At 36.7% G+C, this 26179-nt stretch carries 22 protein-coding genes and 5 tRNA genes; 26 read left to right on the top strand and 1 reads right to left on the bottom strand.

Annotated elements, in window-relative coordinates; translation table 11 throughout:
* Positions 1-86 precede the first annotated feature (86 nt).
* The 21 genes from fbaA (at position 87) to BZG02_RS18295 (ending at position 18972) form a co-directional block, all read left to right on the top strand.
* A complete protein-coding gene (gene fbaA / locus BZG02_RS18395) occupies positions 87-1163 on the top strand; it encodes a class II fructose-bisphosphate aldolase (RefSeq protein WP_101263216.1) in 1077 nt (358 codons plus the stop codon).
* 153 nt (positions 1164-1316) lie between these two features.
* Positions 1317-2684, top strand: coding sequence for a sodium-dependent transporter (locus BZG02_RS18390; RefSeq protein WP_101263215.1), 1368 nt, complete (start codon positions 1317-1319; stop codon positions 2682-2684).
* 64 nt (positions 2685-2748) lie between these two features.
* Positions 2749-3852, top strand: a complete 1104-nt coding sequence (locus BZG02_RS18385; RefSeq protein WP_101263214.1) for a ComEA family DNA-binding protein — start codon at positions 2749-2751, stop codon at positions 3850-3852.
* Between the two features lie 181 nt (positions 3853-4033).
* The gene (gene rpsU, locus BZG02_RS18380; RefSeq protein WP_101263213.1) at positions 4034-4225 is read left to right on the top strand and encodes a 30S ribosomal protein S21; all 192 of its coding nucleotides are present in this window, start codon (positions 4034-4036) and stop codon (positions 4223-4225) included.
* A 71-nt stretch (positions 4226-4296) separates the two neighbouring features.
* Positions 4297-5175, top strand: a complete 879-nt coding sequence (locus tag BZG02_RS18375) for a tyrosine-type recombinase/integrase (RefSeq protein WP_101263212.1) — start codon at positions 4297-4299, stop codon at positions 5173-5175.
* Positions 5176-5194: 19 nt separating this feature from the next.
* The gene (gene hpf, locus BZG02_RS18370; protein WP_101263211.1) at positions 5195-5491 is read left to right on the top strand and encodes a ribosome hibernation-promoting factor, HPF/YfiA family; all 297 of its coding nucleotides are present in this window, start codon (positions 5195-5197) and stop codon (positions 5489-5491) included.
* 104 nt (positions 5492-5595) lie between these two features.
* Positions 5596-5669: transfer RNA gene (locus BZG02_RS18365), tRNA-Thr, on the top strand.
* A gap of 21 nt (positions 5670-5690) precedes the next feature.
* Positions 5691-5772 (top strand) — tRNA-Tyr (locus BZG02_RS18360).
* 35 nt (positions 5773-5807) lie between these two features.
* Positions 5808-5880 (top strand) — tRNA-Gly (locus tag BZG02_RS18355).
* A 15-nt stretch (positions 5881-5895) separates the two neighbouring features.
* A tRNA-Thr gene (locus BZG02_RS18350) sits at positions 5896-5967 on the top strand.
* Positions 5968-6024: 57 nt separating this feature from the next.
* Complete coding sequence (gene tuf, locus BZG02_RS18345; protein ID WP_101263210.1) at positions 6025-7212, top strand: elongation factor Tu; 1188 nt, start codon at positions 6025-6027, stop codon at positions 7210-7212.
* A 48-nt stretch (positions 7213-7260) separates the two neighbouring features.
* Positions 7261-7333: transfer RNA gene (locus BZG02_RS18340), tRNA-Trp, on the top strand.
* Positions 7334-7351: 18 nt separating this feature from the next.
* A complete protein-coding gene (gene secE / locus BZG02_RS18335) occupies positions 7352-7543 on the top strand; it encodes a preprotein translocase subunit SecE (protein ID WP_101263209.1) in 192 nt (63 codons plus the stop codon).
* A gap of 15 nt (positions 7544-7558) precedes the next feature.
* Positions 7559-8107, top strand: coding sequence for a transcription termination/antitermination protein NusG (gene nusG / locus BZG02_RS18330; RefSeq protein ID WP_101263208.1), 549 nt, complete (start codon positions 7559-7561; stop codon positions 8105-8107).
* A 23-nt stretch (positions 8108-8130) separates the two neighbouring features.
* Positions 8131-8574: a 50S ribosomal protein L11 gene (rplK, locus tag BZG02_RS18325; RefSeq protein ID WP_101263207.1), complete on the top strand. Its 444-nt coding sequence runs from the start codon at positions 8131-8133 to the stop codon at positions 8572-8574.
* 20 nt (positions 8575-8594) lie between these two features.
* A complete protein-coding gene (rplA, locus tag BZG02_RS18320; RefSeq protein ID WP_101263206.1) occupies positions 8595-9290 on the top strand; it encodes a 50S ribosomal protein L1 in 696 nt (231 codons plus the stop codon).
* 30 nt (positions 9291-9320) lie between these two features.
* A complete protein-coding gene (gene rplJ, locus BZG02_RS18315) occupies positions 9321-9839 on the top strand; it encodes a 50S ribosomal protein L10 (RefSeq protein ID WP_101263205.1) in 519 nt (172 codons plus the stop codon).
* A 37-nt stretch (positions 9840-9876) separates the two neighbouring features.
* Positions 9877-10251, top strand: a complete 375-nt coding sequence (rplL, locus tag BZG02_RS18310) for a 50S ribosomal protein L7/L12 (RefSeq protein WP_101263204.1) — start codon at positions 9877-9879, stop codon at positions 10249-10251.
* A 106-nt stretch (positions 10252-10357) separates the two neighbouring features.
* Positions 10358-14170 (top strand): DNA-directed RNA polymerase subunit beta, encoded by a 3813-nt coding sequence (gene rpoB / locus BZG02_RS18305; RefSeq protein WP_101263203.1) that lies wholly within the window; start codon positions 10358-10360, stop codon positions 14168-14170.
* Positions 14171-14251: 81 nt separating this feature from the next.
* Positions 14252-18514, top strand: coding sequence for a DNA-directed RNA polymerase subunit beta' (gene rpoC, locus BZG02_RS18300; protein ID WP_101263202.1), 4263 nt, complete (start codon positions 14252-14254; stop codon positions 18512-18514).
* Between the two features lie 134 nt (positions 18515-18648).
* Complete coding sequence (locus tag BZG02_RS18295) at positions 18649-18972, top strand: DUF3467 domain-containing protein (RefSeq protein WP_101263201.1); 324 nt, start codon at positions 18649-18651, stop codon at positions 18970-18972.
* An 88-nt stretch (positions 18973-19060) separates the two neighbouring features.
* Here BZG02_RS18295 and BZG02_RS18290 read toward each other — a convergent pair whose 3' ends face one another.
* Positions 19061-20503: a carbon starvation CstA family protein gene (locus tag BZG02_RS18290; RefSeq protein ID WP_101263200.1), complete on the bottom strand. Its 1443-nt coding sequence runs from the start codon at positions 20501-20503 to the stop codon at positions 19061-19063.
* A 504-nt stretch (positions 20504-21007) separates the two neighbouring features.
* On the opposite strand from BZG02_RS18290, the gene BZG02_RS18285 reads away from it, so the two are divergent.
* From BZG02_RS18285 to BZG02_RS18265, 5 genes are all read left to right on the top strand, one after another.
* Positions 21008-21883, top strand: a complete 876-nt coding sequence (locus BZG02_RS18285; RefSeq protein WP_101263199.1) for an electron transfer flavoprotein subunit beta/FixA family protein — start codon at positions 21008-21010, stop codon at positions 21881-21883.
* Positions 21884-21989: 106 nt separating this feature from the next.
* Complete coding sequence (locus tag BZG02_RS18280; RefSeq protein ID WP_101263198.1) at positions 21990-23009, top strand: electron transfer flavoprotein subunit alpha/FixB family protein; 1020 nt, start codon at positions 21990-21992, stop codon at positions 23007-23009.
* A 62-nt stretch (positions 23010-23071) separates the two neighbouring features.
* Complete coding sequence (locus tag BZG02_RS18275; RefSeq protein WP_101263197.1) at positions 23072-24787, top strand: acyl-CoA dehydrogenase family protein; 1716 nt, start codon at positions 23072-23074, stop codon at positions 24785-24787.
* A 185-nt stretch (positions 24788-24972) separates the two neighbouring features.
* Positions 24973-25335 carry an IS66 family insertion sequence element accessory protein TnpB gene (tnpB, locus tag BZG02_RS18270; RefSeq protein WP_101263196.1) on the top strand — a complete coding sequence of 121 codons (363 nt, stop codon included), beginning with the start codon at positions 24973-24975 and terminating at the stop codon, positions 25333-25335.
* Positions 25336-25409: 74 nt separating this feature from the next.
* A partial coding sequence (locus BZG02_RS18265) for an IS66 family transposase (RefSeq protein ID WP_143470514.1) occupies positions 25410-26179 on the top strand: 770 nt, incomplete at its 3' end.

The following is a 26179-nucleotide window of genomic DNA, read 5'->3' as shown; positions in this document are numbered from 1 at the left end:
AAAATCTAGAATTTCTTTTTAACTTCGTGGTCAAATTGACTTTCCAGCCGATTTTTTTTAGAACTATCCGATAAAAATATATTATTATGAAACGAGTATTAGATGTAGTTAAGCCAGGTGTGGTAACTGGTGACGACGTTCAAAAATTATTTCAAGTTGCTAAACAAGAAGGATTTGCTATTCCTGCTGTAAATGTTGTTGGTACTAACTCAATCAATGCAGCTCTTGAAGCAGCACGTGAAGTTAATTCACCAATTATTATTCAGTTCTCTAATGGTGGGGCTTCATTTTTCGCTGGAAAAGGAATTGCTGCAGAAGGACAAGGTGCTGCTGTTATTGGTGGAGTTGCTGGTGCTAAATATGTACACGCAGTTGCTGAACATTACGGTATTCCGGTGATCTTACATACCGATCACGCAGCTAAAAAATTACTACCTTGGATTGACGGTTTATTGGATGCAGGGGAAGAGTTTTTCGCGCAAACAGGAAAGCCATTATTTAGCTCTCACATGTTGGATTTATCCGAAGAGCCTTTAGAGGAAAATATTAGTACTTGTGCTAAATATTTAGAGCGTATGAATAAAATGGGAATGACTATTGAAATTGAATTAGGTTGCACTGGTGGTGAAGAAGATGGTGTTGATAATTCAGATATGGACAACTCATTACTATATACACAACCTGCAGATGTTGCATTAGCTTACGAATCTTTATTGAAAGTTTCTTCTCGCTTTACAATTGCGGCCTCTTTTGGTAACGTACATGGTGTATATAAGCCAGGTAACGTTGTTTTAACTCCAAAAATATTATTGAATTCACAATCTTTTATTTCCGAGAAATATGGGGTTGCAAAAAATACAGTTGATTTTGTTTTTCATGGTGGATCGGGTTCAAGCGTTGAAGAAATTCGTGAAGCAATCTCTTATGGAGTAGTTAAAATGAATATCGATACAGATACTCAGTGGGCATGTTGGGATGGTATTCGTACTTTCGAAGCTAAAAATCATGACTACCTTCAAGGTCAAATTGGAAACCCTGACGGGGAGGATAAACCAAATAAGAAATTTTACGATCCACGTGTATGGTTACGCGCAGCTGAGGTTTCTATGAAAGATCGCTTGGTAAAGGCTTTTAACGATTTAAATGGAGTTGGACGTAACTAATATTTCCTGCCTTCAAAATATAATAGATGAAACCCGGATTTTTCCGGGTTTTTTTATTTAATGATTTCTTAATCAATATAGAGGTTTTGAATTTGAAGTTAATTTTAGCAAATTTGGAACTCCTCGAATTAATCCAGCAATTAAAATAAATCAATGAATAAAAATAAGCTCTCTGCCCGCGATGTGTTTTCAAGTAAATTTGGTGTAATTGCGGCAGCAGCAGGTTCTGCTGTTGGTTTGGGTAACATTTGGAAGTTTCCCTATATCACAGGTGTATATGGGGGAGCGGCATTTTTATTTGTGTACCTTGGATTTATTGCACTTATTGGATTGCCTGTAATGCTTTCCGAGTTGTCTATTGGACGAAAGTCGAGGAGTAACGTTTTTGGAGCATTCAAAAATCTCGCTCCAGGCTCTCCTTGGAAATTTGTTGGTATGCTTGGTGTTGCAGCCGCAGTTATGATTTTGGCTTTTTATGGGGTGGTTGCAGGTTGGAGTATCGACTATGTAGTGAAAGCAGTGACAGATAATTTTGCAACGAGGAGTCCGAATGAAATGGAAGCCATGTTCGTTAATTTTATTGAGAGTCCTGTAAGTCCTGTTCTTTATCAGCTTTTGTTTATGCTGATGACCATGGCAATTGTTATTATAGGTGTTAAAGATGGTATCGAGAAATACGCGAAGTTTTTAATGCCCTTACTCGTCGTAATTATTATAGTTCTTTGCCTTCGATCGGTTACTCTTGATGGGGCTTCGGAAGGCTTGAAGTTTCTATTTAATCCAGATTTCTCGAAGCTAACTGCTGATGGGATATTGAGTGCATTAGGACACGCATTTTTTTCTCTTAGTTTGGGAATGGGAACATTGGTGACTTACGGTTCATATATCGATGAAAAAAATAATATTTCAGTAACAGCGCTTCAGGTTACAATTGCCGATACAGTAATTGCTTTATTGGCAGGAATAGCTATTTTCCCAGCAGTATTTGCATTCGGAATTGAACCAAGTAGTGGTCCTGGATTGGTTTTTATAACATTACCAAACGTTTTTCAACAAATGCCCGGTGGCTTTTTCTTTTCTATATTATTCTTTTTACTCTTAACGGTTGCAGCTTTAACCTCTTCAATATCTATATTGGAGGTAGTAGTAGCTTATTTTCGGGAAGAGCTTAATTTGAAACGAAATTTTTCTACTATTTTGGCAACAGTAATGATCTCTATCATTGGAATATTTTGCTCCTTGTCTATGGGAGTGTTAAAGGAGTACACTTTGTTTGGATTGAACTTCTTCGATTTGCTGGATTGGATATCTGCCAATATACTGCTTCCTTTAGGTGGCTTATTTATCTCCCTGTTTGTAGGGTGGTTTTTAGGGCGAAAGAAAATGGAGGAGGAGCTGGCTAAGGGGGCAAGTGTGGTTAGTTGGTTACTTAGCGTATTTATTTTTTTAGTGAAGTTTATAGCTCCTGGTGCCATCGCAATTGTTTTCTTACATGGATTAGGTGTATTTAATTTTGGATAATTGTCATAATTTATTGAAATTGTTAAACGTTAACGTAGTTGATCATTTGCATATTTCAATATAAATGAATTTTAAACACACTTTAAGAGAATATTTTTCTTATTCATCTTCTGAGAAAAATGGCTTATTAGTATTGGTCTTTATTTTGTTAGTATTGTATTTTTTGCCTGTTGCTTTTACGACAAGGGAAGGCGTTGAAGATAGTCTGGATCAAAAAAGACAGTTTCAAATCGATAGTGTCATCTCTGTTATCGAAAATCGAAAGAATAATAAAGAAGCGAAAATAGCTTTCACAACCTTAAGTTATTTTGATCCTAATACTGTGGGTAAAGAGGAGCTAATAGGTCTTGGCTTCACAAGTTTTCAAATAAGTAACCTTATTAAGTTTAGGAATAAAGGTGGCTTATTTAAAAAGAAAACCGATCTACTTAAAATTTATGGTATTGAGACTTCGGATTTAGAGCGTTGGAACCTGTATATTCATATTGTTGCCGATGATAAGGGTAATAATGAAAATAGGGTGAGCAAAACGAAAAGTTATTCGCTTTTTCCTTTCGATCCTAATTTAATAAGTTTGAAAGATTGGGAGCGTTTAGGAGTTAATAGCAGTATAAGTGTTCGTATTAAAAAGTATCTTAATGCTGGTGGAAGTTTTAAGCATGCTGTTGATTTAAAGAAAATTTATGGTTTTGATAGCGTAAAAATTGCCGAACTTATTCCTTACGTGAATATCGTAGCTAAAGTCGATCATGAAATTCCAAGGCAAAATGAACTTCTTTGGCTAAATAGTGCGGATACAAATCAATTAAAGCAGTTGCCAGGAATTGGAAGCGTGCTTTCGACTCGAATTGTGAAGTATCGCGATATGTTAGGGGGATTTGTTGTTAAAGCTCAATTACAGGAGGTTTATGGCCTTTCAAGAGACAAATATACTCGAATAGCCACTCTAATTCGTGTCGATTCACTTTCTGTTAGAAAAATAGAGATTAATTCGATCGAAGAATCACGCTTGAAAAAACATCCTTATATCAATGCCCGAATGGCAAAAGATATTGTCCGTTATCGGGATAGAAATGGCAATTTTACTTCTCTCAAACAGTTACGAAGTCATAAATTAGTGGCTGATTCACTATTTTTAAAATTAGTTCCTTATTTGGAATTAAAATAGAAATTTTGCTGTAAGTGAAGGATGCATTGGTTATTTACTATCTTTGTGCTTCCGCTTTGATCTGTAATTTCTTTATTTGAAGTAATATTGTATACTTTTCTTCAAATATATTTGAATTATAGTGAATGAATTAATAAATTTGCGGCTCAATAAGAAAAACAAATATTTAAAGGAGAAAATTATGATTATTATTCCTATGAAAGAAGGCGAAAATATTGAAAGAGCCTTGAAAAAATTCAAAAGAAAATTCGAAAAGACTGGAGTAATCAAAGAGCTAAGAGGAAGACAGGTTTATACAAAACCATCTGTGAAGAAAAGAGTAGAAAAGCTACACGCTATCTATGTTCAGAACATGCAACAGAACGAAGATTAATTTCTTTTAATTCCTTGATATCTTAATTTTTTGTATCTTGGATTATCCTGTTGGATAAATATCCTGGATGTATGAGTTATAAGGAATCTTTTCTGTCTTATTTACAATTCGAAAAACGATATTCGGTACATACAATTCTATCTTACGATTGCGATCTAACTCAATTCTTTGATTTTGCATCAAAAAATGAGTTTGGAGAAATACAAGATGTGAGTTTTAAGGATGTGCGGAAATGGATCGTTTTTTTAATGAATGAAGGTAATTCTTCACGAACTGTAAATAGAAAGTTGTCTTCTTTGAAATCCTTTTTCAAATTCCTTTTGCGGGAGACTGTTATTGAAACCAATCCTATGGATAGGGTGGTTGGTCCACGACAAGGGAAAAAAATTCCCGGATTTGTTGCTGAACATGCAATGCAGTTGTTGCGGGAAGTTGATTTTGGTGAAGGATTTGAAGGGGTTAGAGATAGATTAGTTGTTGAAATGTTTTATCAAACTGGCATGCGATTGTCGGAATTGATGAATCTTAAAATGACTAGTTTTGATCAAAAAACCTCTTTAGTGAAGGTCTTAGGTAAACGAAATAAGGAAAGGATCATTCCGGTAAGCAAAAGTCTGGAAAAACTTCTTGATGAATATCTTGAAGTGAAAAAAATGACTTTTGATGATGGGGGTGATTTTCTTTTTGTAACTAAAAAGGGGGTGCCTGTATACGAAAAGTTGTTGTATCGAATTGTGACAAAGCATTTGTCGAAGATTACAACACTTGCCAAGCGAAGTCCTCATGTGTTGCGACATACGTTCGCTACACATTTGTTAAATAACGGAGCTGAATTGAATGCGGTTAAAGAACTACTTGGACATTCCAATCTTTCTGCAACGCAAATTTACACTCATACAACATTCGAGCGTTTAAATAAAGTATATAAACAAGCTCATCCAAGAGCATAAAAAATGTGGAGGTAAGTGTATGGTGAATATTCAATCAATTGGTTTTGTTGCTGACAGTAAGCTTGAAACTTTTATTCAGAGTAAAGTGAATAAATTGCTGAAACTTGAAGATGATGTTATTGGAGTGGAGGTTTTTCTGCGTTTAGAAAAATCAACCTCTGCAGGAAACAAATTAGTGGAAATCATTTTAGATTTAAAAGGTGCCGATTTATTTGCCAAAAAGCAAAGTCAAAGCTTCGAAGAGTCTACAGATATGGTGATTGAAGCACTTCGTCGTCAGCTTGTAAAGCATAAAGAAAAACTTCGCACAAAATAATCGTAAAAAATGTTCGATTAGCTTGTGATAAATTTAAAATATATTTACATTTGCAAACCATTTTCAGGGAAAAGTATGCCTGTTAAATAGATGGTTTGTAAGTTGCCGATATAGCTCAGTTGGTCAGAGCAGCTGATTTGTAATCAGCAGGTCGTGGGTTCGAATCCCTCTATCGGCTCGGTAATTTATATTTTTTTTGGGGGAGATACCAAAGTGGCCAACTGGGGCAGACTGTAACTCTGCTGACTTCGTCTTCGTAGGTTCGAATCCTGCTCTCCCCACAAAATAAACAAAAGAGACAGTAGTGTTTCTTTTTGCGGGAATAGCTCAGTTGATAGAGCATCAGCCTTCCAAGCTGAGGGTCGCGAGTTTGAGTCTCGTTTCCCGCTCACGTTTTTGTGATTGCCGTTGTAGCTCAGGGGTAGAGCGCTTCCTTGGTAAGGAAGAGGTCATGAGTTCAATTCTCATCAATGGCTCAGAAATATATTGTATTGTTTTTAATTGTTGTCTAATTTTAATTAACTTTTTGAGTTATGGCTAAAGAACATTTTGACAGGTCAAAACCACACGTAAATATCGGAACCATCGGTCACGTAGATCATGGTAAGACTACCTTGACTGCTGCGATCACAACTGTGTTGGCAAAAAAAGGATTTTGCGAAATAAAATCTTTCGATTCTATCGATAATGCACCTGAAGAAAAAGAAAGAGGTATTACTATTAATACTGCACACGTTGAATATTCAACTGCAAATCGTCATTACGCTCACGTTGACTGTCCTGGTCACGCGGATTACGTAAAGAACATGGTAACTGGTGCTGCTCAGATGGATGGTGCGATTTTGGTTTGTGCTGCAACTGATGGTCCTATGCCTCAAACTCGTGAACATATCTTGTTGGCTCGTCAGGTAAATGTACCTAAAATGGTAGTTTTCTTGAACAAAGTTGACATGGTTGACGATGAAGAGATGCTTGAATTAGTAGAAATGGAAGTTCGTGAACTTCTAGATTTTTACGAATTTGACGGAGAAAACACCCCTATTATCGCTGGATCTGCTCTTGGTGGATTGAATGGTGAGCCAGAATGGGAAGAAAAAATTCTTGAGCTTATGGATGCTGTGGATTCATGGATTCCACTTCCTCCTCGTGATATTGATAAGCCTTTCTTGATGCCAATCGAGGATGTATTTTCTATCACTGGTCGTGGTACTGTTGCAACAGGTCGTATCGAATCAGGTATTGTTAAAACAGGTGAAGAGCTTCAGATCATTGGTTTAGGTGCTGAAGGTATGAAAACTGTTTGTACTGGTGTTGAGATGTTCCGTAAGATTTTGGACGAAGGTCAAGCTGGTGATAATGTTGGATTGTTGTTGAGAGGTATTGAGAAATCTGCTATCAAACGTGGTATGGTTATCTGTCACCCTAAAACAATCAAGCCTCATACAAAAATCAAAGCTGAGATTTATGTATTGAAGAAAGAAGAAGGTGGTCGTCACACTCCTTTCCATAACAAATATCGTCCTCAGTTCTATATCAGAACTCTTGATGTAACTGGTGAAATCACTCTTCCAGAAGGAGTTGAGATGGTAATGCCAGGTGATAACGTAACAATTAATGTTGAGTTAATCACTCCAGTTGCTTGTGATCTAGGTTTACGTTTTGCTATGCGTGAAGGTGGTAGAACAGTAGGTGCTGGTCAAATTACTGAAATTATTGAGTAATTAATTATATAGAGATTGATCTGGTTCTCCAGGTCAATCTTAGTATAGACGGGTGTAGCTCAGTTGGTAGAGCACTGGTCTCCAAAACCAGGTGTCGGGAGTTCGAGTCTCTCCACCCGTGCAAAGACAAATAAGCCTTATGAAACTGAAAATTTATTTTGAAGAAGTTTATAAAGAACTAGTTCAGAAAGTATCTTGGCCATCATGGTCTGAACTTCAAAGTAGTGCGATCGTTGTGATGGTTGCTTCCGCTATTATTGCAACAGCGATTTTTGCTATGGACTTTGGGTTTACGAAATTGATGGAGATTATATACAGTATGTTTTACTAATTCCTGAAAGAAAACATGGTTGAAATTGATAGAAAATGGTATGTTCTTAGGACTGTCGGAGGAAAAGAAAAGAAAGTCAAAGAATATATTGATAGTGAAATTTCTAATCTTGGACTGCAGGAGTATGTATCACAGGTTCTAATTCCTACCGAAAGAGTATTTCAAGTGCGCAACGGTAAGAAAATTAGCAAGGAAAGAATATTCTTACCTGGCTATATTCTTATTGAAGCATCACTCGTTGGAGAGATCCCCCACATCCTTCGTGGTATCACGAATGTGATTGGCTTCCTGGGAGATACTAAAGGCGGAGACCCTACACCAATGCGAATGTCAGAAGTGAATCGCATTCTTGGAAAGGTTGATGAATTATCCGGTAAACATGAGGAAATTAGTATTCCTTATTTTGTTGGAGAAATGATTAAGGTAACGGATGGACCGTTTAATGGTTTTACTGGCGTGATTGAAGAGGTGAATGCTGAGAAGAAGAAACTAAAAGTTATGGTTAAAATCTTCGGAAGAAAAACTCCTCTCGAATTAAGCTTCATGCAAGTAGAAAAAGAATAATTAAATCCTTAGAAAAGAAAGCTATGGCTAAAGAAGTTGCAGGATTAATAAAATTGCAGATCAAAGGTGGTGCTGCAAATCCTTCACCCCCAGTAGGACCGGCATTAGGGTCTAAAGGGGTTAATATTATGGATTTTTGTAAACAATTCAATGCAAGAACTCAAGATCAAGCTGGGAAAGTAATTCCAGTTGTGATTACAGTTTATTCTGATAGTTCTTTCGAATTTATTACAAAAACTCCTCCCGTTGCTGTTCAAATTCTAGAAGCTGCTAAATTGAAATCTGGTTCTGCTGAATCAAACCGTATTAAAGTTGGTTCTATTTCTTGGGATCAAGTTCGCGAGATCGCAGAAGGAAAGATGAAAGATTTGAATGCTTTTAAAGTAGAAAGCGCCATGAGTATGGTTGCTGGAACAGCGAGAAGTATGGGTGTCACTATTAGTGGTGATAATCCTCTTAATCAATAATTATAAATACTGCAAGTAAAATGGGTAAACTAACAAAAAATAGTAAGTTAGCTTCAGAGAAAGTGGAGACTGGTAAGCTATATTCTATGGACGAAGCAGCAAAGTTGGTTAAGGAGATTACTTTCACCAAATTTGACGCCTCATTGGATATGGATGTTCGCTTAGGAGTTGACCCAAGAAAAGCTAACCAAATGGTTCGTGGTGTTGTTACTCTTCCTCATGGTACTGGTAAAAATGTTCGTGTTTTAGTTCTTTGTACTCCTGATAAGGAAGAAGAAGCTAAAGCTGCAGGTGCCGACTTTGTTGGCCTTGACGATTATGTTGCCAAGATCAAAGGGGGATGGACTGACATTGATGTAATCATCACGATGCCTACTGTTATGGCAAAAGTTGGTGCTTTAGGACGAGTTTTAGGACCACGTGGTTTAATGCCAAATCCTAAATCTGGTACTGTAACAATGGATATTGCTAAGGCAGTTACCGAGGTGAAAGCTGGAAAGATTGATTTTAAGGTCGATAAATATGGTATAATTCACTCATCCATTGGTAAAGTATCTTTCGATGTAGATAAAATTCATGAGAATGCTAGAGAGTTTGTTAGCACAATCAATAAATTGAAGCCTTCTGCAGCAAAAGGAACTTATATCAAGAGTGTATACCTGTCAAGTACAATGAGCCTTGGTATTCAGGTGGATGTCAAGTCGATTCTTGACTAATTTTAATTTTTAATCAAGACCTTAGTAATCATGAAAAGGGAACAAAAAATTCAGATTATTGATAGCTTGACGGAGGAAATCAACGCTTCAAACCATTTTTATCTTACTGACATCTCAGATATGGATGCAGAAAAAACATCTTCTCTTCGTAGAATTTGTTTTGAAAAAGATGTGAAATTGGTTGTTGTGAAGAATACACTTCTTCGAATTGCTTTGGAAAAAGCAGAAGGTGATTTTGAAGGTTTAAACGTAGCACTTAAGGGATCTACATCTCTTATGTTATCAGAAACTGGAAATTTACCTGCAAAGCTTATCAAAGAGTTCCGTAAGGGACATGATAAACCTATCCTGAAAGCGGCATATGTTGAGCAATCGCTTTATATTGGAGACAATGAGTTGAATGCTCTTTGTTCAATTAAATCTAAAGAAGAACTTATTGGTGATATTGTTGCATTGCTACAATCTCCAATCAAGAATGTTATTTCTTCCTTGGAATCAGGAAAGAATATCCTAGCTGGTGTTGTGAAAACACTTTCAGAAAAAGAGTAATATATTTAGTAAATTAAATTTTAAAAACTGAAGGAAAATGGCAGATTTAAAAAAGTTTGCAGAAGAATTAGTTAATTTGACTGTTAAGGAAGTAAGTGAGTTAGCTACTATTTTGAAAGATGAGTACGGTATTGAGCCAGCTGCTGCTGCTGCTGTTGTTGCAGGTCCTGCTGCAGGCGGTGCTGATGCTGCTGCTGAACAAACAGAATTCGATGTAATTCTTAAATCAGCAGGTGGTTCTAAACTAGCTGTTGTGAAATTGGTTAAGGAATTAACTGGTCTTGGATTGAAAGAAGCTAAGGCTGCAGTTGATGCTGCACCAGCTCCATTGAAAGAAAAAGTTTCTAAGGACGAAGCTGAAGCATTAAAAGCACAATTAGAAGAAGCTGGAGCTGAAGTTGAACTTAAATAGAAGCGCTAAAACCTATATATAGGGTTATTTTGGTTTAGAGTTCCTAACCGGGACTCTAAGCCTTTTTGTTGTTTATTATCGTTTAGGTTCAATTAATTTTAAGTAAATGTCTTCAAATACAATTAGTCAAAGAATTAGTTTTACTTCCAATAAAAATCAGCTTCAATATCCTGATTTTTTAGAAGTTCAATTAAAATCTTTTCAAGACTTTTTTCAGCTGGAAACTACCCCGGAGAAAAGAAAGAACGAAGGATTATTTAAGGTATTTAGTGAGAATTTTCCAATTACTGATACCAGAAATAATTTCGTATTGGAGTTTCTCGACTATTTTGTTGATCCACCCCGCTACGCAATCGAAGAATGTATCGAAAGAGGCTTAACTTACAGTGTTCCACTTAAAGCTAAGCTAAAACTATACTGTACCGATCCGGAACATGAGGATTTTGATACTGTAATTCAGGATGTATATCTTGGAACGGTTCCTTATATGACCGAAAAAGGTACTTTCGTGGTAAACGGAGCAGAACGTGTTGTTGTTTCTCAACTTCATCGTTCACCAGGTGTGTTCTTTGGACAAAGTGTACACGCTAACGGAACCAAGTTATATTCTGCCAGAATTATTCCATTTAAAGGTTCTTGGATTGAGTTTGCAACGGACATTAATAATGTCATGTTTGCTTACATTGATCGTAAGAAAAAACTTCCTGTAACCACTTTGTTACGTGCAATTGGTTATGAAAGTGATAAAGAAATTTTAGAAATATTTGATCTGGCCGATGAAATTAAGGTTTCTAAGACCGGACTCAAAAAAATTGTAGGTCGTAAACTTGCCGCTCGTGTTCTTAAGTCGTGGATTGAAGACTTTGTGGATGAAGATACAGGAGAAGTTGTATCGATTGAACGTAACGAGGTAATTATTGATCGCGAGACAATACTTGAATCGGAACATATAGAAGAAATTCTTGAGTCAGGAGCAAAGACTATTTTATTGCACAAAGAAGAGCAGAATCTTGCTGATTATGCAATAATCTATAATACTTTGCAGAAAGATCCATGTAACTCGGAAAAAGAAGCAGTTCTTCACATTTATCGTCAGTTAAGAAATTCGGAGCCACCAGATGAGGCTACCGCTCGAGACGTAATCGATAAATTATTTTTCTCGGACAAACGTTACGATTTGGGTGACGTAGGAAGATACCGTATCAACAAAAAGTTGGGGTTAAATACAGCTAATGATACTAAGGTATTAACCAAAGAGGATATTATCGAAATTATTAAGTATTTAATTAAATTATTGAATGCACGAACTGATGTTGATGATATTGATCACCTTAGTAATCGTCGTGTTCGTACTGTTGGAGAACAACTTCACACTCAATTTGGTGTTGGTTTAGCTCGTATGGCTCGTACTATTCGTGAAAGAATGAATGTTCGTGATAACGAGGTATTTACTCCAATCGATTTGATTAATTCAAAAACATTATCTTCTGTAATTAATTCCTTTTTTGGAACTAATGCCTTATCTCAATTCATGGATCAAACGAATCCATTGGCGGAGATAACACACAAAAGAAGAATGTCAGCACTTGGGCCAGGTGGTCTTTCTCGTGAGAGAGCAGGTTTTGAGGTTCGAGATGTTCACTATACTCATTATGGACGTTTATGTCCTATTGAAACTCCAGAGGGACCAAATATTGGTTTGATTTCTTCTCTTTGCGTTTACGCAAAGATTAATAATCTTGGATTTATCGAAACTCCATACCGTAAGGTCGTGGATGGTAAGGTAGATTTATCTTTAGAAGGTATCAAATATTTATCTGCTGAAGAGGAAGAAGGGTTAGTAATTGCTCAAGCAAATGCTCCTATTAACGACGATGGATCTTTTGTAAATCCAAAAGCAAAATCTCGTAAAGATGGTGACTTCCCTTTTGAAGAAGTTCATAAGTTGAATTTGATGGACGTTGCTCCTAATCAAATTGCATCTATAGCGGCTTCGTTAATTCCTTTCTTGGAGCATGATGATGCTAACCGTGCGTTGATGGGATCTAATATGATGCGTCAAGCAGTACCGGTTATTAATCCTGAATCTCCTATTGTAGGAACAGGTTTAGAGTCTAATCTTGTAAGAGATTCTAGAACTCAGATTTGTGCTGAAGGAACTGGAGTGATTGAATTTGTTGATGCAACAAAGATTGTAATTGATTACGAACGTTCTGAGGAAGATGTTTTCGTTAGTTTTGAAGGAAATAGTAAAACCTATTTACTTCCTAAATATGGAAAAACGAATCAGGGAACAACTATGGATCTTAAACCAATTGTGTCTAAGGGAGATAAAGTTGTTGCTGGTCAAATTCTTACTCAAGGATATGCTACTCAATTAGGTGAGCTTGCTTTGGGACGTAACCTTAAAGTGGCATTTATGCCTTGGAAGGGTTATAACTATGAGGATGCGATTGTAATTTCTGAACGTATTGTTAAGGATGATGTGTTTACATCGGTTCACGTTGATGAATATACATTAGAAGTTCGCGACACAAAACGTGGTATGGAGGAATTAACTTCCGATATTCCAAATGTTAGTGAAGAGGCGACTCGAAACCTTGACGAGAATGGATTAATTCGTATTGGTGCTACTGTAGAACCAGGCGATATTCTTATTGGTAAAATTACACCAAAAGGAGAATCTGATCCTTCACCGGAAGAAAAATTACTACGAGCTATTTTTGGCGATAAAGCTGGTGATGTAAAAGATGCTTCTTTAAAAGCTTCTCCATCATTGCGTGGTGTAATTATCAACAAGAAGTTATTCTCTCGTTCTATGAGAGATCGTAAATCAAAACAATCGGATAAGCCAATTATTGCTAAATTAGATGAAGAACTTGCTCATCAGTTTCAGGAATTAAAGAATCGATTGGTTGATAAATTGTTCATCTTAGTAAATGGAAAAACTTCTCAAGGGGTTAAGGATTACTTAAACGTTGACGTAATCACTAAAGGAGTTAAGTTTACACAGAAACTTTTATCGGATATAAACTACATGGAAATTAATCCAAGTAAGTGGACAACTGATAAAGACAAGAACGATACGATTAAGAAATTACTGCACAATTACATCATTAAGCACAAAGAGCTTGAAGGTGCTAACAAGCGTAAGAAATATAATGTTACCATTGGAGATGAAATGCCTGCAGGTATTATTCAAATGGCTAAAGTTTATGTAGCTAAGAAACGTAAGCTCCAAATTGGTGATAAAATGGCAGGTCGACATGGAAATAAAGGTATTGTATCACGTGTAGTACGTGAAGAAGATATGCCTTTCCTTGAAGACGGAACTACAGTGGATATTTGTTTGAATCCACTTGGGGTGCCATCACGTATGAACCTTGGTCAGGTATTTGAAACAGTACTTGGTTGGGCAGGAAAAGAACTAGGATTGAAATTTGCTACCCCTATCTTTGACGGTGCGTCTCTTGATGAGATTACTGAATATACAGATAGAGCTGGAGTTCCAGCCTTTGGTAAAGCTTATTTACATGATGGTGGTACCGGTCTTAGATTCGACCAACCGGCAACAGTAGGTATTATTTATATGCTGAAACTGGGGCACATGGTGGATGATAAGATGCATGCACGTTCTATCGGACCTTATTCACTGATTACTCAGCAACCTCTTGGAGGTAAAGCACAGTTTGGTGGTCAGCGTTTTGGAGAGATGGAGGTTTGGGCTCTTGAGGCCTTTGGTGCGGCTCATATCTTACAGGAAATCCTTACCGTTAAGTCGGATGATGTAGTGGGAAGAGCGAAAGCTTATGAAGCTATTGTTAAAGGTGATCCAATGCCTAGTCCTGGAATACCAGAATCTCTTAATGTATTATTACATGAACTAAGAGGTTTAGGGTTGAGCGTTAAATTAGTATAAGCCTTATTATAAAGCGAATGTTGGCATTCCCAACATTCGCCTTGCTTGAAACAAAATTGTTAATTTCCTAATTTTCAACATATGGCATTCAGAAGAGATAACAAAGTAAAGAGTAGTTTTACAAAAATCTCTATCAGTCTCGCTTCGCCGGAAGAGATCTTAGAAAGATCCAGTGGCGAAGTTTTAAAGCCTGAAACCATCAACTATCGTACTTATAAACCAGAGCGCGACGGATTATTTTGTGAAAGAATTTTCGGTCCTGTAAAAGATTATGAGTGCCATTGTGGTAAATACAAACGAATTCGTTATAGAGGAATTGTTTGTGACCGATGTGGTGTTGAGGTAACCGAGAAAAAGGTGAGACGTGAGCGAATGGGACACATTCAGCTTGTTGTACCTGTTGCCCACATTTGGTATTTTAAATCGTTGCCAAATAAAATAGGTTACCTTTTAGGTTTACCTACCAAAAAGCTTGATTCTATTATTTACTACGAAAGATATGTAGTAATTAATGCTGGAATTAAAGCGGCAGACGGGATTAAGTACCTTGATTTCCTTACAGAAGAAGAGTATCTTGATATTTTAGATGAACTTCCAGCAGATCAGCAGCATCTTGATGACGACGATCCGAATAAGTTTATTGCCCAAATGGGAGCTGATGCTTTGTTTAGCTTGCTTGCTCGTTTGGATCTTGATGCTCTTTCATATGATTTGCGTCATAAAGCAAACACTGAAACTTCACAGCAACGTAAAAACGAAGCTTTAAAGAGACTTCAGGTTACAGAATCTTTCCGTGAATCACAAGGAATCAATCGTCCGGAATGGATGATTGTTAAAGTAGTACCTGTAATTCCACCAGAATTGCGTCCTTTAGTACCTTTGGATGGTGGTCGTTTTGCAACTTCCGATTTGAATGATTTGTACAGAAGAGTTATTATCCGTAACAATCGTTTAAAAAGACTTATAGAAATCAAAGCACCAGAAGTAATTCTTCGAAATGAGAAGCGTATGCTTCAGGAAGCTGTTGATTCATTATTTGATAACTCGAGAAAGTCTAATGCAGTTAAGACTGAAAACAATCGACCATTGAAATCTCTTTCAGATTCATTGAAAGGTAAGCAAGGTCGTTTTCGTCAAAACTTGTTAGGTAAGCGTGTTGATTACTCGGCACGTTCGGTAATTGTTGTTGGACCCGATTTAAAAATGCACGAATGTGGTTTGCCTAAAGATATGGCAGCTGAGCTTTATAAGCCATTTGTTATTCGAAAATTGATCGAACGCGGTATCGTAAAAACAGTAAAATCGGCGAAGAAGATCGTAGATCGTAAAGATCCTGTTGTTTGGGACATTCTTGAGAATGTACTTAAAGGACATCCTGTTCTTCTTAACCGTGCTCCAACTCTTCACCGTTTGGGTATTCAGTCCTTTCAGCCTAAGTTGATCGAAGGAAAAGCAATTCGTTTGCATCCTTTAGCTTGTACTGGTTTTAATGCGGATTTTGATGGTGACCAGATGGCGGTTCACTTGCCTTTAGGTAATGAAGCTATTTTGGAAGCCCAAATGTTAATGTTGTGTTCTCACAATATTTTGAACCCTGCTAATGGTGCACCGGTAACTGTTCCTTCTCAGGATATGGTACTTGGATTGTATTATATTACTAAGGCACGAACAGGTGGAAAAGGTGAAGGTTTAAGCTTTTATTCAGCAGAAGAAGCAATGATTGCTTTTAACGAAAAAGCTGTTGATTTGCATAGTCAGATTAAAGTAAAAGTAAAAGATCTGAATGAGAATGGTGAGTTAGTGGACACAACTGTGGAAACTACTATTGGTCGTATCATTTTGAACGAAGCAACTCCTGAAGGGGCTGGTTTTATTAATCAATTGATTACTAAAAAAGCTTTAAGAGATATTATCGGATTTATTTTCAAGAAATGTGGCGTACATGCTTGTGCTAACTTCTTGGATGATATTAAAGATCTTGGTTACCTTAAAGCGTTTGAGGGAGGACTTTCGTTTAACCTTTCTGATGTTCAGGTTCCTGCAGAAAAAGAAGCTTTAGTAGCTGATGGTTATGCTCAAGTTGAAGAAGTGTTGAGTAACTACAACATGGGTTTCATTACTAATAATGAGCGTTACAATCAGATTATTGATATTTGGACGCATGTGAATGCGAACCTTACTCAAACTTTGATGACTCAGTTAGCGGAAGATAATCAGGGATTCAACTCTGTTTATATGATGCTTGACTCAGGAGCTCGTGGATCTAGAGAACAGATTCGTCAGCTTGGTGGTATGAGGGGATTGATGGCTAAGCCTCAAAAATCTGGTGCTACAGGTGGTCAAATTATCGAGAACCCAATTCTTTCGAATTTTAAGGAAGGTTTATCGGTTCTTGAGTACTTTATTTCAACTCACGGTGCTCGTAAAGGTTTGGCGGATACGGCTCTTAAAACGGCTGATGCTGGATACTTAACTCGTCGTTTAGTGGATGTAGCTCAAGATGTTATTATTACCGAACAAGATTGTGGTACTCTACGTGGACTAACTACTGGTGCAATTAAAAATCAAGAAGAAGTAGTTGCTTCTTTATTCGAAAGATTGCTTGGTAGAACTACTGTACATGATATTTTCCATCCTATTACTGGAAAATTAATTGTAGAGGCAGGAGAGGAAATTACTGAAGAAATTGCTCAATTAATTGAGGATTCACCAATTGAAAAGGTAGAAATTCGTTCTGTTTTAACCTGTGAGTCGAAACGAGGAGTTTGTGCAAAATGTTATGGACGTAACTTAGCAACTGGTATTGCTGTTCAAAAAGGGGAAGCTGTTGGTGTTATTGCTGCTCAGTCTATTGGGGAGCCAGGAACACAGCTTACACTTCGTACTTTCCACGTAGGGGGTACAGCGGGTAATACTTCTGCAGAGAATTCTGTTGTGTCTAAATACAATGGTTATGCTGTATTTGATGAATTACGTACCGTTGAGCACAAAGGTGAAGATAAGAAGAAGTATCATGTTGTTATTGGTCGTTTGGCTGAATTACGTATTGTTGATAGAAATACCAATATTACATTAACAACACATGCTATTCCATACGGATCTAAATTATACATTAAAGACGGTCAGGATGTTAAGATTGACGATCTTCTTTGTGAATGGGATCCTTATAATGCCATGATTATTACTGAATTTTCAGGAAAAGTGTCATTTGATAATTTGATTGAAGGGATAACTTTTACTCAGGAGTCGGATGAAGCAACAGGTTTTGCTGAAAAGGTAGTAACTGAATCTAAAGATAAAACAAAAAATCCTGGCGTTAGAATTTTAAGTTCTAATGGTGACGTTTTAAAATCGTACAATTTACCAGTAGGAGCTCACGTTTCTGTTTCCGAAGGGGAAATGGTTTTGGCAGGACAGTCATTAGTGAAAATACCGAGAGCTGTTGGAAAAACTGGTGATATTACGGGGGGACTTCCACGAGTAACAGAGTTGTTCGAAGCACGTAATCCTTCAAATCCTGCTGTAGTTTCGGAGGTGGATGGAGAGATTAGTTTCGGAAAAATTAAGCGTGGTAATCGTGAAGTTATCGTTACAACAAAAGGAGATGATGTTAGAAAGTATTTAGTACCTCTATCTAGACAGATTCTTGTTCAAGAGAATGATTATGTAAGAGCTGGAACTCCATTATCAGATGGTGCTACGACTCCTGCAGATATCCTTGCCATTAAAGGACCAACTAAAGTACAGGAATATATTGTGAACGAAGTTCAGGATGTATATCGTATGCAGGGTGTGAAAATTAATGACAAGCACTTTGAAATTATCGTTCGTCAGATGATGCGTAAGGTAATTATTGATGACCAAGGGGATACAAGATTCCTAGAGAAACAAATTATCGATAAAATGGCTATCATGGAAGAAAATGATGAAATTTTTGGTAAGAAAGTGGTTGTTGATGCTGGTGATTCTGAGGAATTGAAATCTGGAATGATTGTTACTTCTAGAAAACTGAGAGATGTGAATTCAGTATTGCGTAGAAGAGATTTGAAACTAGTTGAAGCTCGTGAAGCAATTCCTGCTACTTCTACTCAAATTCTTCAAGGTATTACTCGTGCTGCTCTTCAGACTAAGAGTTTTATTTCAGCGGCTTCCTTCCAGGAAACAACTAAGGTTCTTAATGAAGCTGCAATTAGCGGTAAAATTGATAATCTTGACGGTTTAAAGGAAAATGTTATTTGTGGTCACCTTATTCCTGCAGGTACAGGATTAAGAGAGTACAGAGATGTTGTAGTAGGTCCGAAAGCAGAATATGAAAAACTATTAGATTCTTCAAAAGAATATTAAAAGTTACTCTAACTAATATAAAAGGGGTGTTTTCAGTAGGAAAACACCCTTTTTTATTTTTCTATTGAATCGTATTCGCAAATATTTTCATAATTTAGCAGGAAGACAATTCATCTAATTATTAAAATACAATCATGAACGATAAAAAACAATCCAATCAAATAGATATTCAGCTGAAAGAGGATGTAGCTCAAGGGATATATTCAAATCTTGCTGTAATTACTCATTCAAGTTCAGAATTTGTTGTTGATTTTGTGAGAATTATGCCTGGAATTCCTAAAGCTGATGTGAAATCAAGAATTATTCTTACACCAGAACATGCTAAGAGATTAATGCTTGCTTTACAAGATAACATACGCAAATTTGAAGCTTTACATGGATCTGTGAAAGTAGAAGAAAATCATGGTCCACAAGGTACAGTAATGCCCATGAGCTTTGGGCCTACTGGAGAAGCATAAGATATTAACAGTTAAAATAGGAACCGGAAAAAAGCATTGACTGTTTTCCGGTTTTTTCATTTGGTATAATTTTTAGAAGAACTTTGGGTTAACCTTTTATAGGTTTTCTATGGATATGGATCAAAAACCAAATATATAAGGAGACCGAAATTAGAATTCCAAAGAAGACGCTAGCTTGATAATTTATTGCGAGACCTCCATTTTTATTGGGAGCAACTAGGAGATAAGTAAAGCATATTGCTGTCATAAATAGAGCTGGAACACTTAAGAGTAAATGATTTTTGCCATTCTTAGCCAAATACATAGCGGCTGTCCATAACATTACCATAGAAAGAATTTGATTGGATAAACCCAAATATTTCCAAATAGTAGCAAATTCAAGTTGGGAAAGAATGAAACCTAGGGTGAATAATGGGATCGATACCAATAGTCGGTTTTTAATTGACTTTTGTTTGTAATTAAAGATATCTGCTATTATAAGTCGTGCGCTTCGGAATGCTGTATCACCGGTAGTAATGGGGCAAGCTATTACACCAACAATGGCAAATACTGCACCAATTTTTCCAAGCCAAGTATTGCATATTTCATTTACAATCCAGGCAGGATTGTGTCCTGAAGCTACTGTAGAATTTAACTCATTAGCATTTCCAAAGAAGTTCATTGCCGCAGTAGCCCAGATTATTGCTACGATTCCTTCTGCTATCATTGCGCCGTAAAAAACAGGTCTACCATAACTTTCCTTTTTCATACAACGAGCCATCATTGGTGATTGTGTTGAATGAAATCCTGAAATTGCGCCACAAGAAATTACAATAAACAACATCGGGTAAAGGAGGTTTTGCGTAGGATCTACATGAAGGTTTTTTAGGTCGATAAGAGATATTTCGTTTAAAACTAAGGTTCCTGTTGTTGCTTTAAATATCATTATTCCAGCAATACTTACTGCCATAAGTAATAATGCGATTCCAAAAAGAGGATAAATTTTACCTATAATTTTATTAATTGGTAGTAAAGTGGCAAGAATGTAATATGCGAAAATTCCATACAGCCACCAGTTAAAACCACCTCCCGTAAAATCAGTAAGTAATCCGGCAGGACCAGTAACAAAGGCTACACCAACAAATAAAAGTAATAATATAGTGAAAACTCTTATGAAATTTTGAATGCCTGAACCTAAGTATTTGCCTACGATTTCGGGTAAGCTAGCACCTTCGTTTCGTAGGGAAAGCATTCCTGAAAAATAGTCGTGGCTGGCTCCCATAAATATGCATCCAAACACAATCCAAATGTATGACATTGGTCCATACATCGCTCCTAAAATAGCACCGAAAATTGGACCTAAACCGGCAATGTTAAGGAATTGGATAGTAAACATTTTCCAAGCTGGCATTGGAATAAAGTCAACACCATCTTCGAGTCGTAATGCTGGAGTTGTAATGGTATCATCTGCACCAAAAAATTGTTCCATAAATTTACCATAGAAAAAGTATCCGAGGACTAATGCTAAAATTGCGCTTAAAAATGTTATCATGTGTTTTAGTCTTATTTATCATTAACAAATTTAAAATTTTAATACTATTTCATGGCTAGTAAAGAGGTATAAGTGTAAGCTGATTTTTGCAAAATTAGGGAAGGGTTTATTGTTAGAAAAGAAATTGGAAGCGAGAAAATTGGAATTTTCTATTTAAAATAGGATTGGGGAAAAATAAAAAAAGGCTTCGTTTGTATTACTTAAAACGCACTGTATCAGTATGTAATAGTGTTTTTTATTGAGCTTGCTTTTTCATTTTGGGATACTAATTTATTTTTAATTTGACCTGTTGTGTAACTCGCAATCTAGATTTGTTTTAAGTACTCTAATCTTTATATTTGCTAATCTCTGATTTTGAATATTTCAGCAATTTTAGAGTAAACCTGAATAAGGAAATATTAATAAGTGATTGGATGATTTAATGAAAAATAATTACTAGCAATTTGCATTCAATTATTTTTCGATAAATCTGAATTAGTTACAGAAGATAAAATAGATATTACAATGAAAGGATTAAAAATTGTTGTTCTTGCTAAGCAGGTTCCCGATACCAGAAATGTTGGGAAAGATGCGATGAAAGCCGATGGAACTGTGAATAGAGCTGTATTACCAGCGATCTTCAATCCTGAAGATTTAAATGCGCTTGAGCAAGCTTTGCGTTTAAAAGATAAGTACGCTGGAACAGAAGTTACTCTTTTAACTATGGGACCTGGTAGAGCTGCAGAAATTATTCGTGAAGGTTTATACCGCGGTGCAGATAATGGTATTCTTTTATCGGATCGTGCTTTTGCTGGCTCTGATACTTTGGCTACATCCTACGCACTTTCTTGTACCCTAAAAAAAATGGGTAAAATTGATATTATTATTGCTGGACGTCAGGCAATTGATGGAGATACTGCTCAGGTGGGACCTCAGGTGGCTGAAAAGCTAGGGTTTCCTCAAATTACTTATGCCGAGGATATTGTTTCTGCCGAAAAGGGAAAGATTGTGATAAAACGTCGTTTAGAACGTGGTATTGAGATTGTTGAAGGAACTTTGCCTATGGTGGTAACGGTGAATGCTTCGGCTCCAGAATGTCGTCCTCGTAATGCTAAATATGTAATGAAATATAAGCATGCAAGAGCGGTTTCCGAAATGCAGGATGCTTCCGAAGATTATACTTTACTTCATAATAATCGTCCTTATTTAAATATTGGCGAATGGAGTGTAAATGATATCGAAACTAAGGCCGAAGAGCTTGGTTTAACTGGATCTCCTACGAAGGTGAAAGCTATTGAAAATGTAGTTTTTCAGGCTAAAGAGGCAAAGGTTTTGGAACCAACTGATGCTGATATGGGCGAGTTAATGAAAGAATTAATCGCTAACCATACTATCGGATAGCAGTTAACCAGTTTACAGTTGCAAGTTATCAGTTGTCAGTTATTTTGAACTGTACTGTGTACTGCTTACTGTTCGCTGTAAAAGTGGAATTTAAAAAATTGAAACCGTGAACAACGTATTTGTATATTGTGAAATAGAAGAGGGACAGGTTGCAGATGTAAGCCTTGAACTTTTAACCAAAGGTAGAAAACTAGCTGACGATTTAAAGTGTGAGTTAGAAGCTATCGTAATTGGAGCTGATCTTAAGGGTGTTGAGAAGCAAATTATGCCTTATGGTGTAGATACTGTTTGGATTGCTAGTGATAAGCGTTTGTATCCATACACTACATTGCCTCACACAGCAATTATTGTGAAATTATTTGGGGATGAAAAACCGCAAGTAGCTTTGATGGGTGCTACTAGCATCGGTCGTGATTTAGGACCTCGTGTTTCTTCAGCTCTTCATTCAGGTTTAACAGCTGATTGTACCAGTTTGATTATTGGTGATCATGAAGACAAGAAAAACAATAAAGTATATAAGGATCTATTGTATCAAATTCGTCCAGCTTTTGGTGGAAATATTGTAGCTACCATTATCAATCCTGATTGTCGTCCGCAAATGGCTACCGTTCGTGAGGGCGTAATGAAAAAGGAAATCAGATCGGAAGCGTACAAAGGGAAAGTAAAGCAATTGGATGTTGAAAAATATGTAAGTGCTGAAGATTTTGTAGTGAAAGTGATCGAGCGTCATATGGAGGCTTCAAAAGTAAACATCAAAAATGCAGGTATTATTATTGCTGGTGGATACGGAGTTGGTTCTAAAGAGAATTTCGATAAATTGTATGAATTAGCGGATGTTATTGGTGCAGAAGTGGGAGCTTCTCGTGCTGCTGTTGATGCTGGTTATGCTGCCCATGAGCGCCAAATTGGGCAAACAGGGGTTACCGTTCGTCCAAAACTTTATATTGCTTGTGGTATTTCAGGACAGATTCAACATACTGCTGGTATGGAAGAATCATCAATGGTAATTGCAATTAATACCGATAAGAATGCACCAATAAACAATTTCGCCGACTATGTTATTACAGGTGATATTGCTGATGTGATTCCAAAAATGATTAAGCAATACAAGGAAAATACTAAGTAACCTGATGAAGGTAATGGTGTTTACTAATCGCTTTAAATTTTAACAATAAAACATCCAAAGAAATGGCTAATTTCTATAATGATAATGATGATTTGAAGTTCCACTTGGATCATCCGTTAATGAAAAAAATTGTTGCCCTTAAAGAGCGCAACTTCGAAGATAAAGAAACATACGATTACGCACCTCTTGATTTTGAAGATGCAATGGATTCTTACGATCGCACCTTGGAAATTGTAGGTGAGATTTGTGGAGATATTATTGATCCTAATGCAGAGAGTGTTGATCAGGAAGGACCAAAAGTAGTAAACGATCGTGTAATTTATGCAAGAGGAACTCAAGAGAATCATGATGCTTTAACAAAAGCTGGATTGATTGGAATGAGTTTACCTCGTGAGTACGATGGTTTAAATTTTCCTTTAGTACCTTACGTAATGGCAGCAGAGTTGGTATCTCGTGCAGATGCTGGCTTCGCTAATATTTGGGGACTTCAGGATTGTGCAGAAACGATTCACGAATTTGCTTCAAAAGAGCAAAAAATGAATTACCTGCCACGTTTTGCTAAAGGAGCTACAGCAGCTATGGATTTAACAGAGCCGGATGCAGGTTCCGATTTGCAAGCTGTTCAATTAAAAGCTACTTATAATGCTAAAGAAGATCAGTGGTATTTAGACGGAGTGAAACGTTTTATTACCAATGGTGATGGCGAGGTTGCGTTAGTTTTAGCTCGTTCTGAAGAAGGAACCAATGATGGTCGTGGATTGTCTATGTTTATCTACGACAAAAAACATATGGCTGTTAAAGTTCGTCGTATCGAACACAAAATGGGTATTATCGGATCTCCAACCTGTGAATTGGTATTTACTCATGCTCCTGCAGAATTGGTTGGAGATCGTAAAATGGGATTGATTAAATACGTAATGTCATTAATGAATGGTGCACGCTTAGGTGTTGGAGCTCAATCTGTTGGTATTGCTGAAGCTGCATATCGTGAAGGTTTGGCTTATGCAAAAGAGCGTCGCCAGTTTGGCAAGGCAATTATTAAATTTCCTGCAGTATACGAAATGTTAACCAATATGGAAGCGAAGTTGAATGCTTCTCGTTCTATGTTGTATGAAACATGCCGTATGGTTGATGTTTACAAATGTTACTATCATATTTCTCAAGATCGTTCTTTAGACAAGGAGGAGAGAAATGAGATGAAAAAATACCAAAAAGTTGCCGACGTGTTAACTCCAATGTTGAAATTATTTGCATCGGAGTATTGTAATCAAATTGCTTACGATTCATTACAAATTCACGCAGGGTCTGGATATATGAAAGATTACGCAATTGAAAGATTGGTGCGTGATGCTCGTATTACGAATATTTATGAGGGAACATCTCAACTACAAGTTGTGGCTGCGGTTCGTGGAGTTACTACAGGTCAGTATCTAACTCAAATTAGAGATTACGAAGCTTCCGATTTAAATCCACAATTGGAGTATCTTAGAACTATGCTTAAGGGAATGACGGAGCAGTATGAGAAAGCTGTTGCAAAAGTTACTGAGATTAATACAGGTGCAGATCATAACGATTTCTTAGATTTCCATGCTCGTCGTTTGGTTGAAATGGCAGGTTACATTATTATGGGATATCTTACTTTATTGGATACTACTCGTGATGATAAATATCAAGAGTCATGCGAAGTATATGTGAAAATGGGTAAATCTATTTGTGCTGGTCACTTGGATTACATTCAAAATTCGGACTTGAAAGACTTGGGTATTTTTAAGAAATAATACCTAAATAAAATTAAAATTGACGGAAGTTCCTATAGTGGAGCTTCCGTTTTTTTTATAACTTATTGAGAAAGATTTATTGCCGTTAATTGGCGCTGTGTATCCGTCTCCACAATAGCGCATAGTTTCTTGAGAAAAAACTTTTGATTTTTACATTCTTAAAATTCACATAAAAAGGATGTAATATGATTTTCAATTTCACGGCCACGACACGTTTTTATTTTTTTCGAGAACCAGTAGATATGCGTAAGGGAATTCATTCGCTTTATCATCTGGTAAAGACTTTAGGTAAAAAGGATGCACTAAATGGCAATGCTTATGTTTTTGTTGGTAGCACGCGTAAATCAATTAAGGTTTTACGATGGCAAAAAGAAGGATTTGTTCTTTACAACAAGAAGCTTGAATTGGGTTGCTATACTCTGCCACAACAAGTAGGCGATGCACCTTTCTTTGAGGTAGAAAGTACTATTCTTGATCAAATCGTCAACTCAATAAAACACAAAAGCAATTTGAACGAACTTCGCTTAAAAGCTATGATAACTGCCTGATATAGAGTGTGAAAGATGTGAAAATAGTATGTGTTTTGCATGGTAAAACCCTACTATTTTTGTATCTTTATATCATGACAAACAGAGAGTTAAGCGCTTTTTATCAGGAACAGATTTCAGAATTAACAGCTGTACTGGCATCTTTGACTAAAACCATAGAAGAACAAGCTAAAGAGTTAACTGCTTTAAAGGTAGTACTTTTAGAGAAAGACAAAGATGCCCAGAAGTTGAAGCGATTTGCGAATATCAACCTTCCTAAAAAGACCGAAAAACGTAAATATACAGCTCCTGTTGCAGTCGATAAAAAACCAGCTCTCTCCCCAAAAGAAAGAGGTAATAATGGTGCTAAACGAAAGGTTTACGATAATATAGAAGAGCTTGTTGAAGATGTACTGCCTTGCGATGCCGACTTTGACGAAAAAGTTGCTGTTTACTTGTTTCACCGTGACGTGATAAGGTATACATATATACCACCCCGACTGATCAAACATATTTATCGTTGCAAGAAATATCGGATGGGTGATAACATTTTTGAAGGAAAAGCTCCAGTGGCGCCATTTCAGAACTCCAACTTCGATAGCTCGATATTGGCACACTTAATTCAACAAAGATATGTGTACGGCATGCCCGTAGAACGCATTATGAAATACTTGAACGAGCTGGGCATTGATATCCCCAAAGCAACTGTTCATGGCTTAATTGAAAAATCAGCGGATCTGCTCGATAGATTGACTCCACACCTTAAGGATGCTATTCTTGCAGATCCTTATATCCATTTCGATGAAACCTATCATACCGTATTAGACGGCGATAAAGGAAGTCGCAAAGGTTACTTTTGGAGTGC

Origin of the sequence: Labilibaculum filiforme (assembly GCF_002843315.1) — a bacterium.
Lineage (GTDB): Bacteria > Bacteroidota > Bacteroidia > Bacteroidales > Marinifilaceae > Labilibaculum > Labilibaculum filiforme.
Note: the sequence above shows the minus strand (reverse complement) of the source record. Positions and strands in the feature narration are given on the sequence as shown.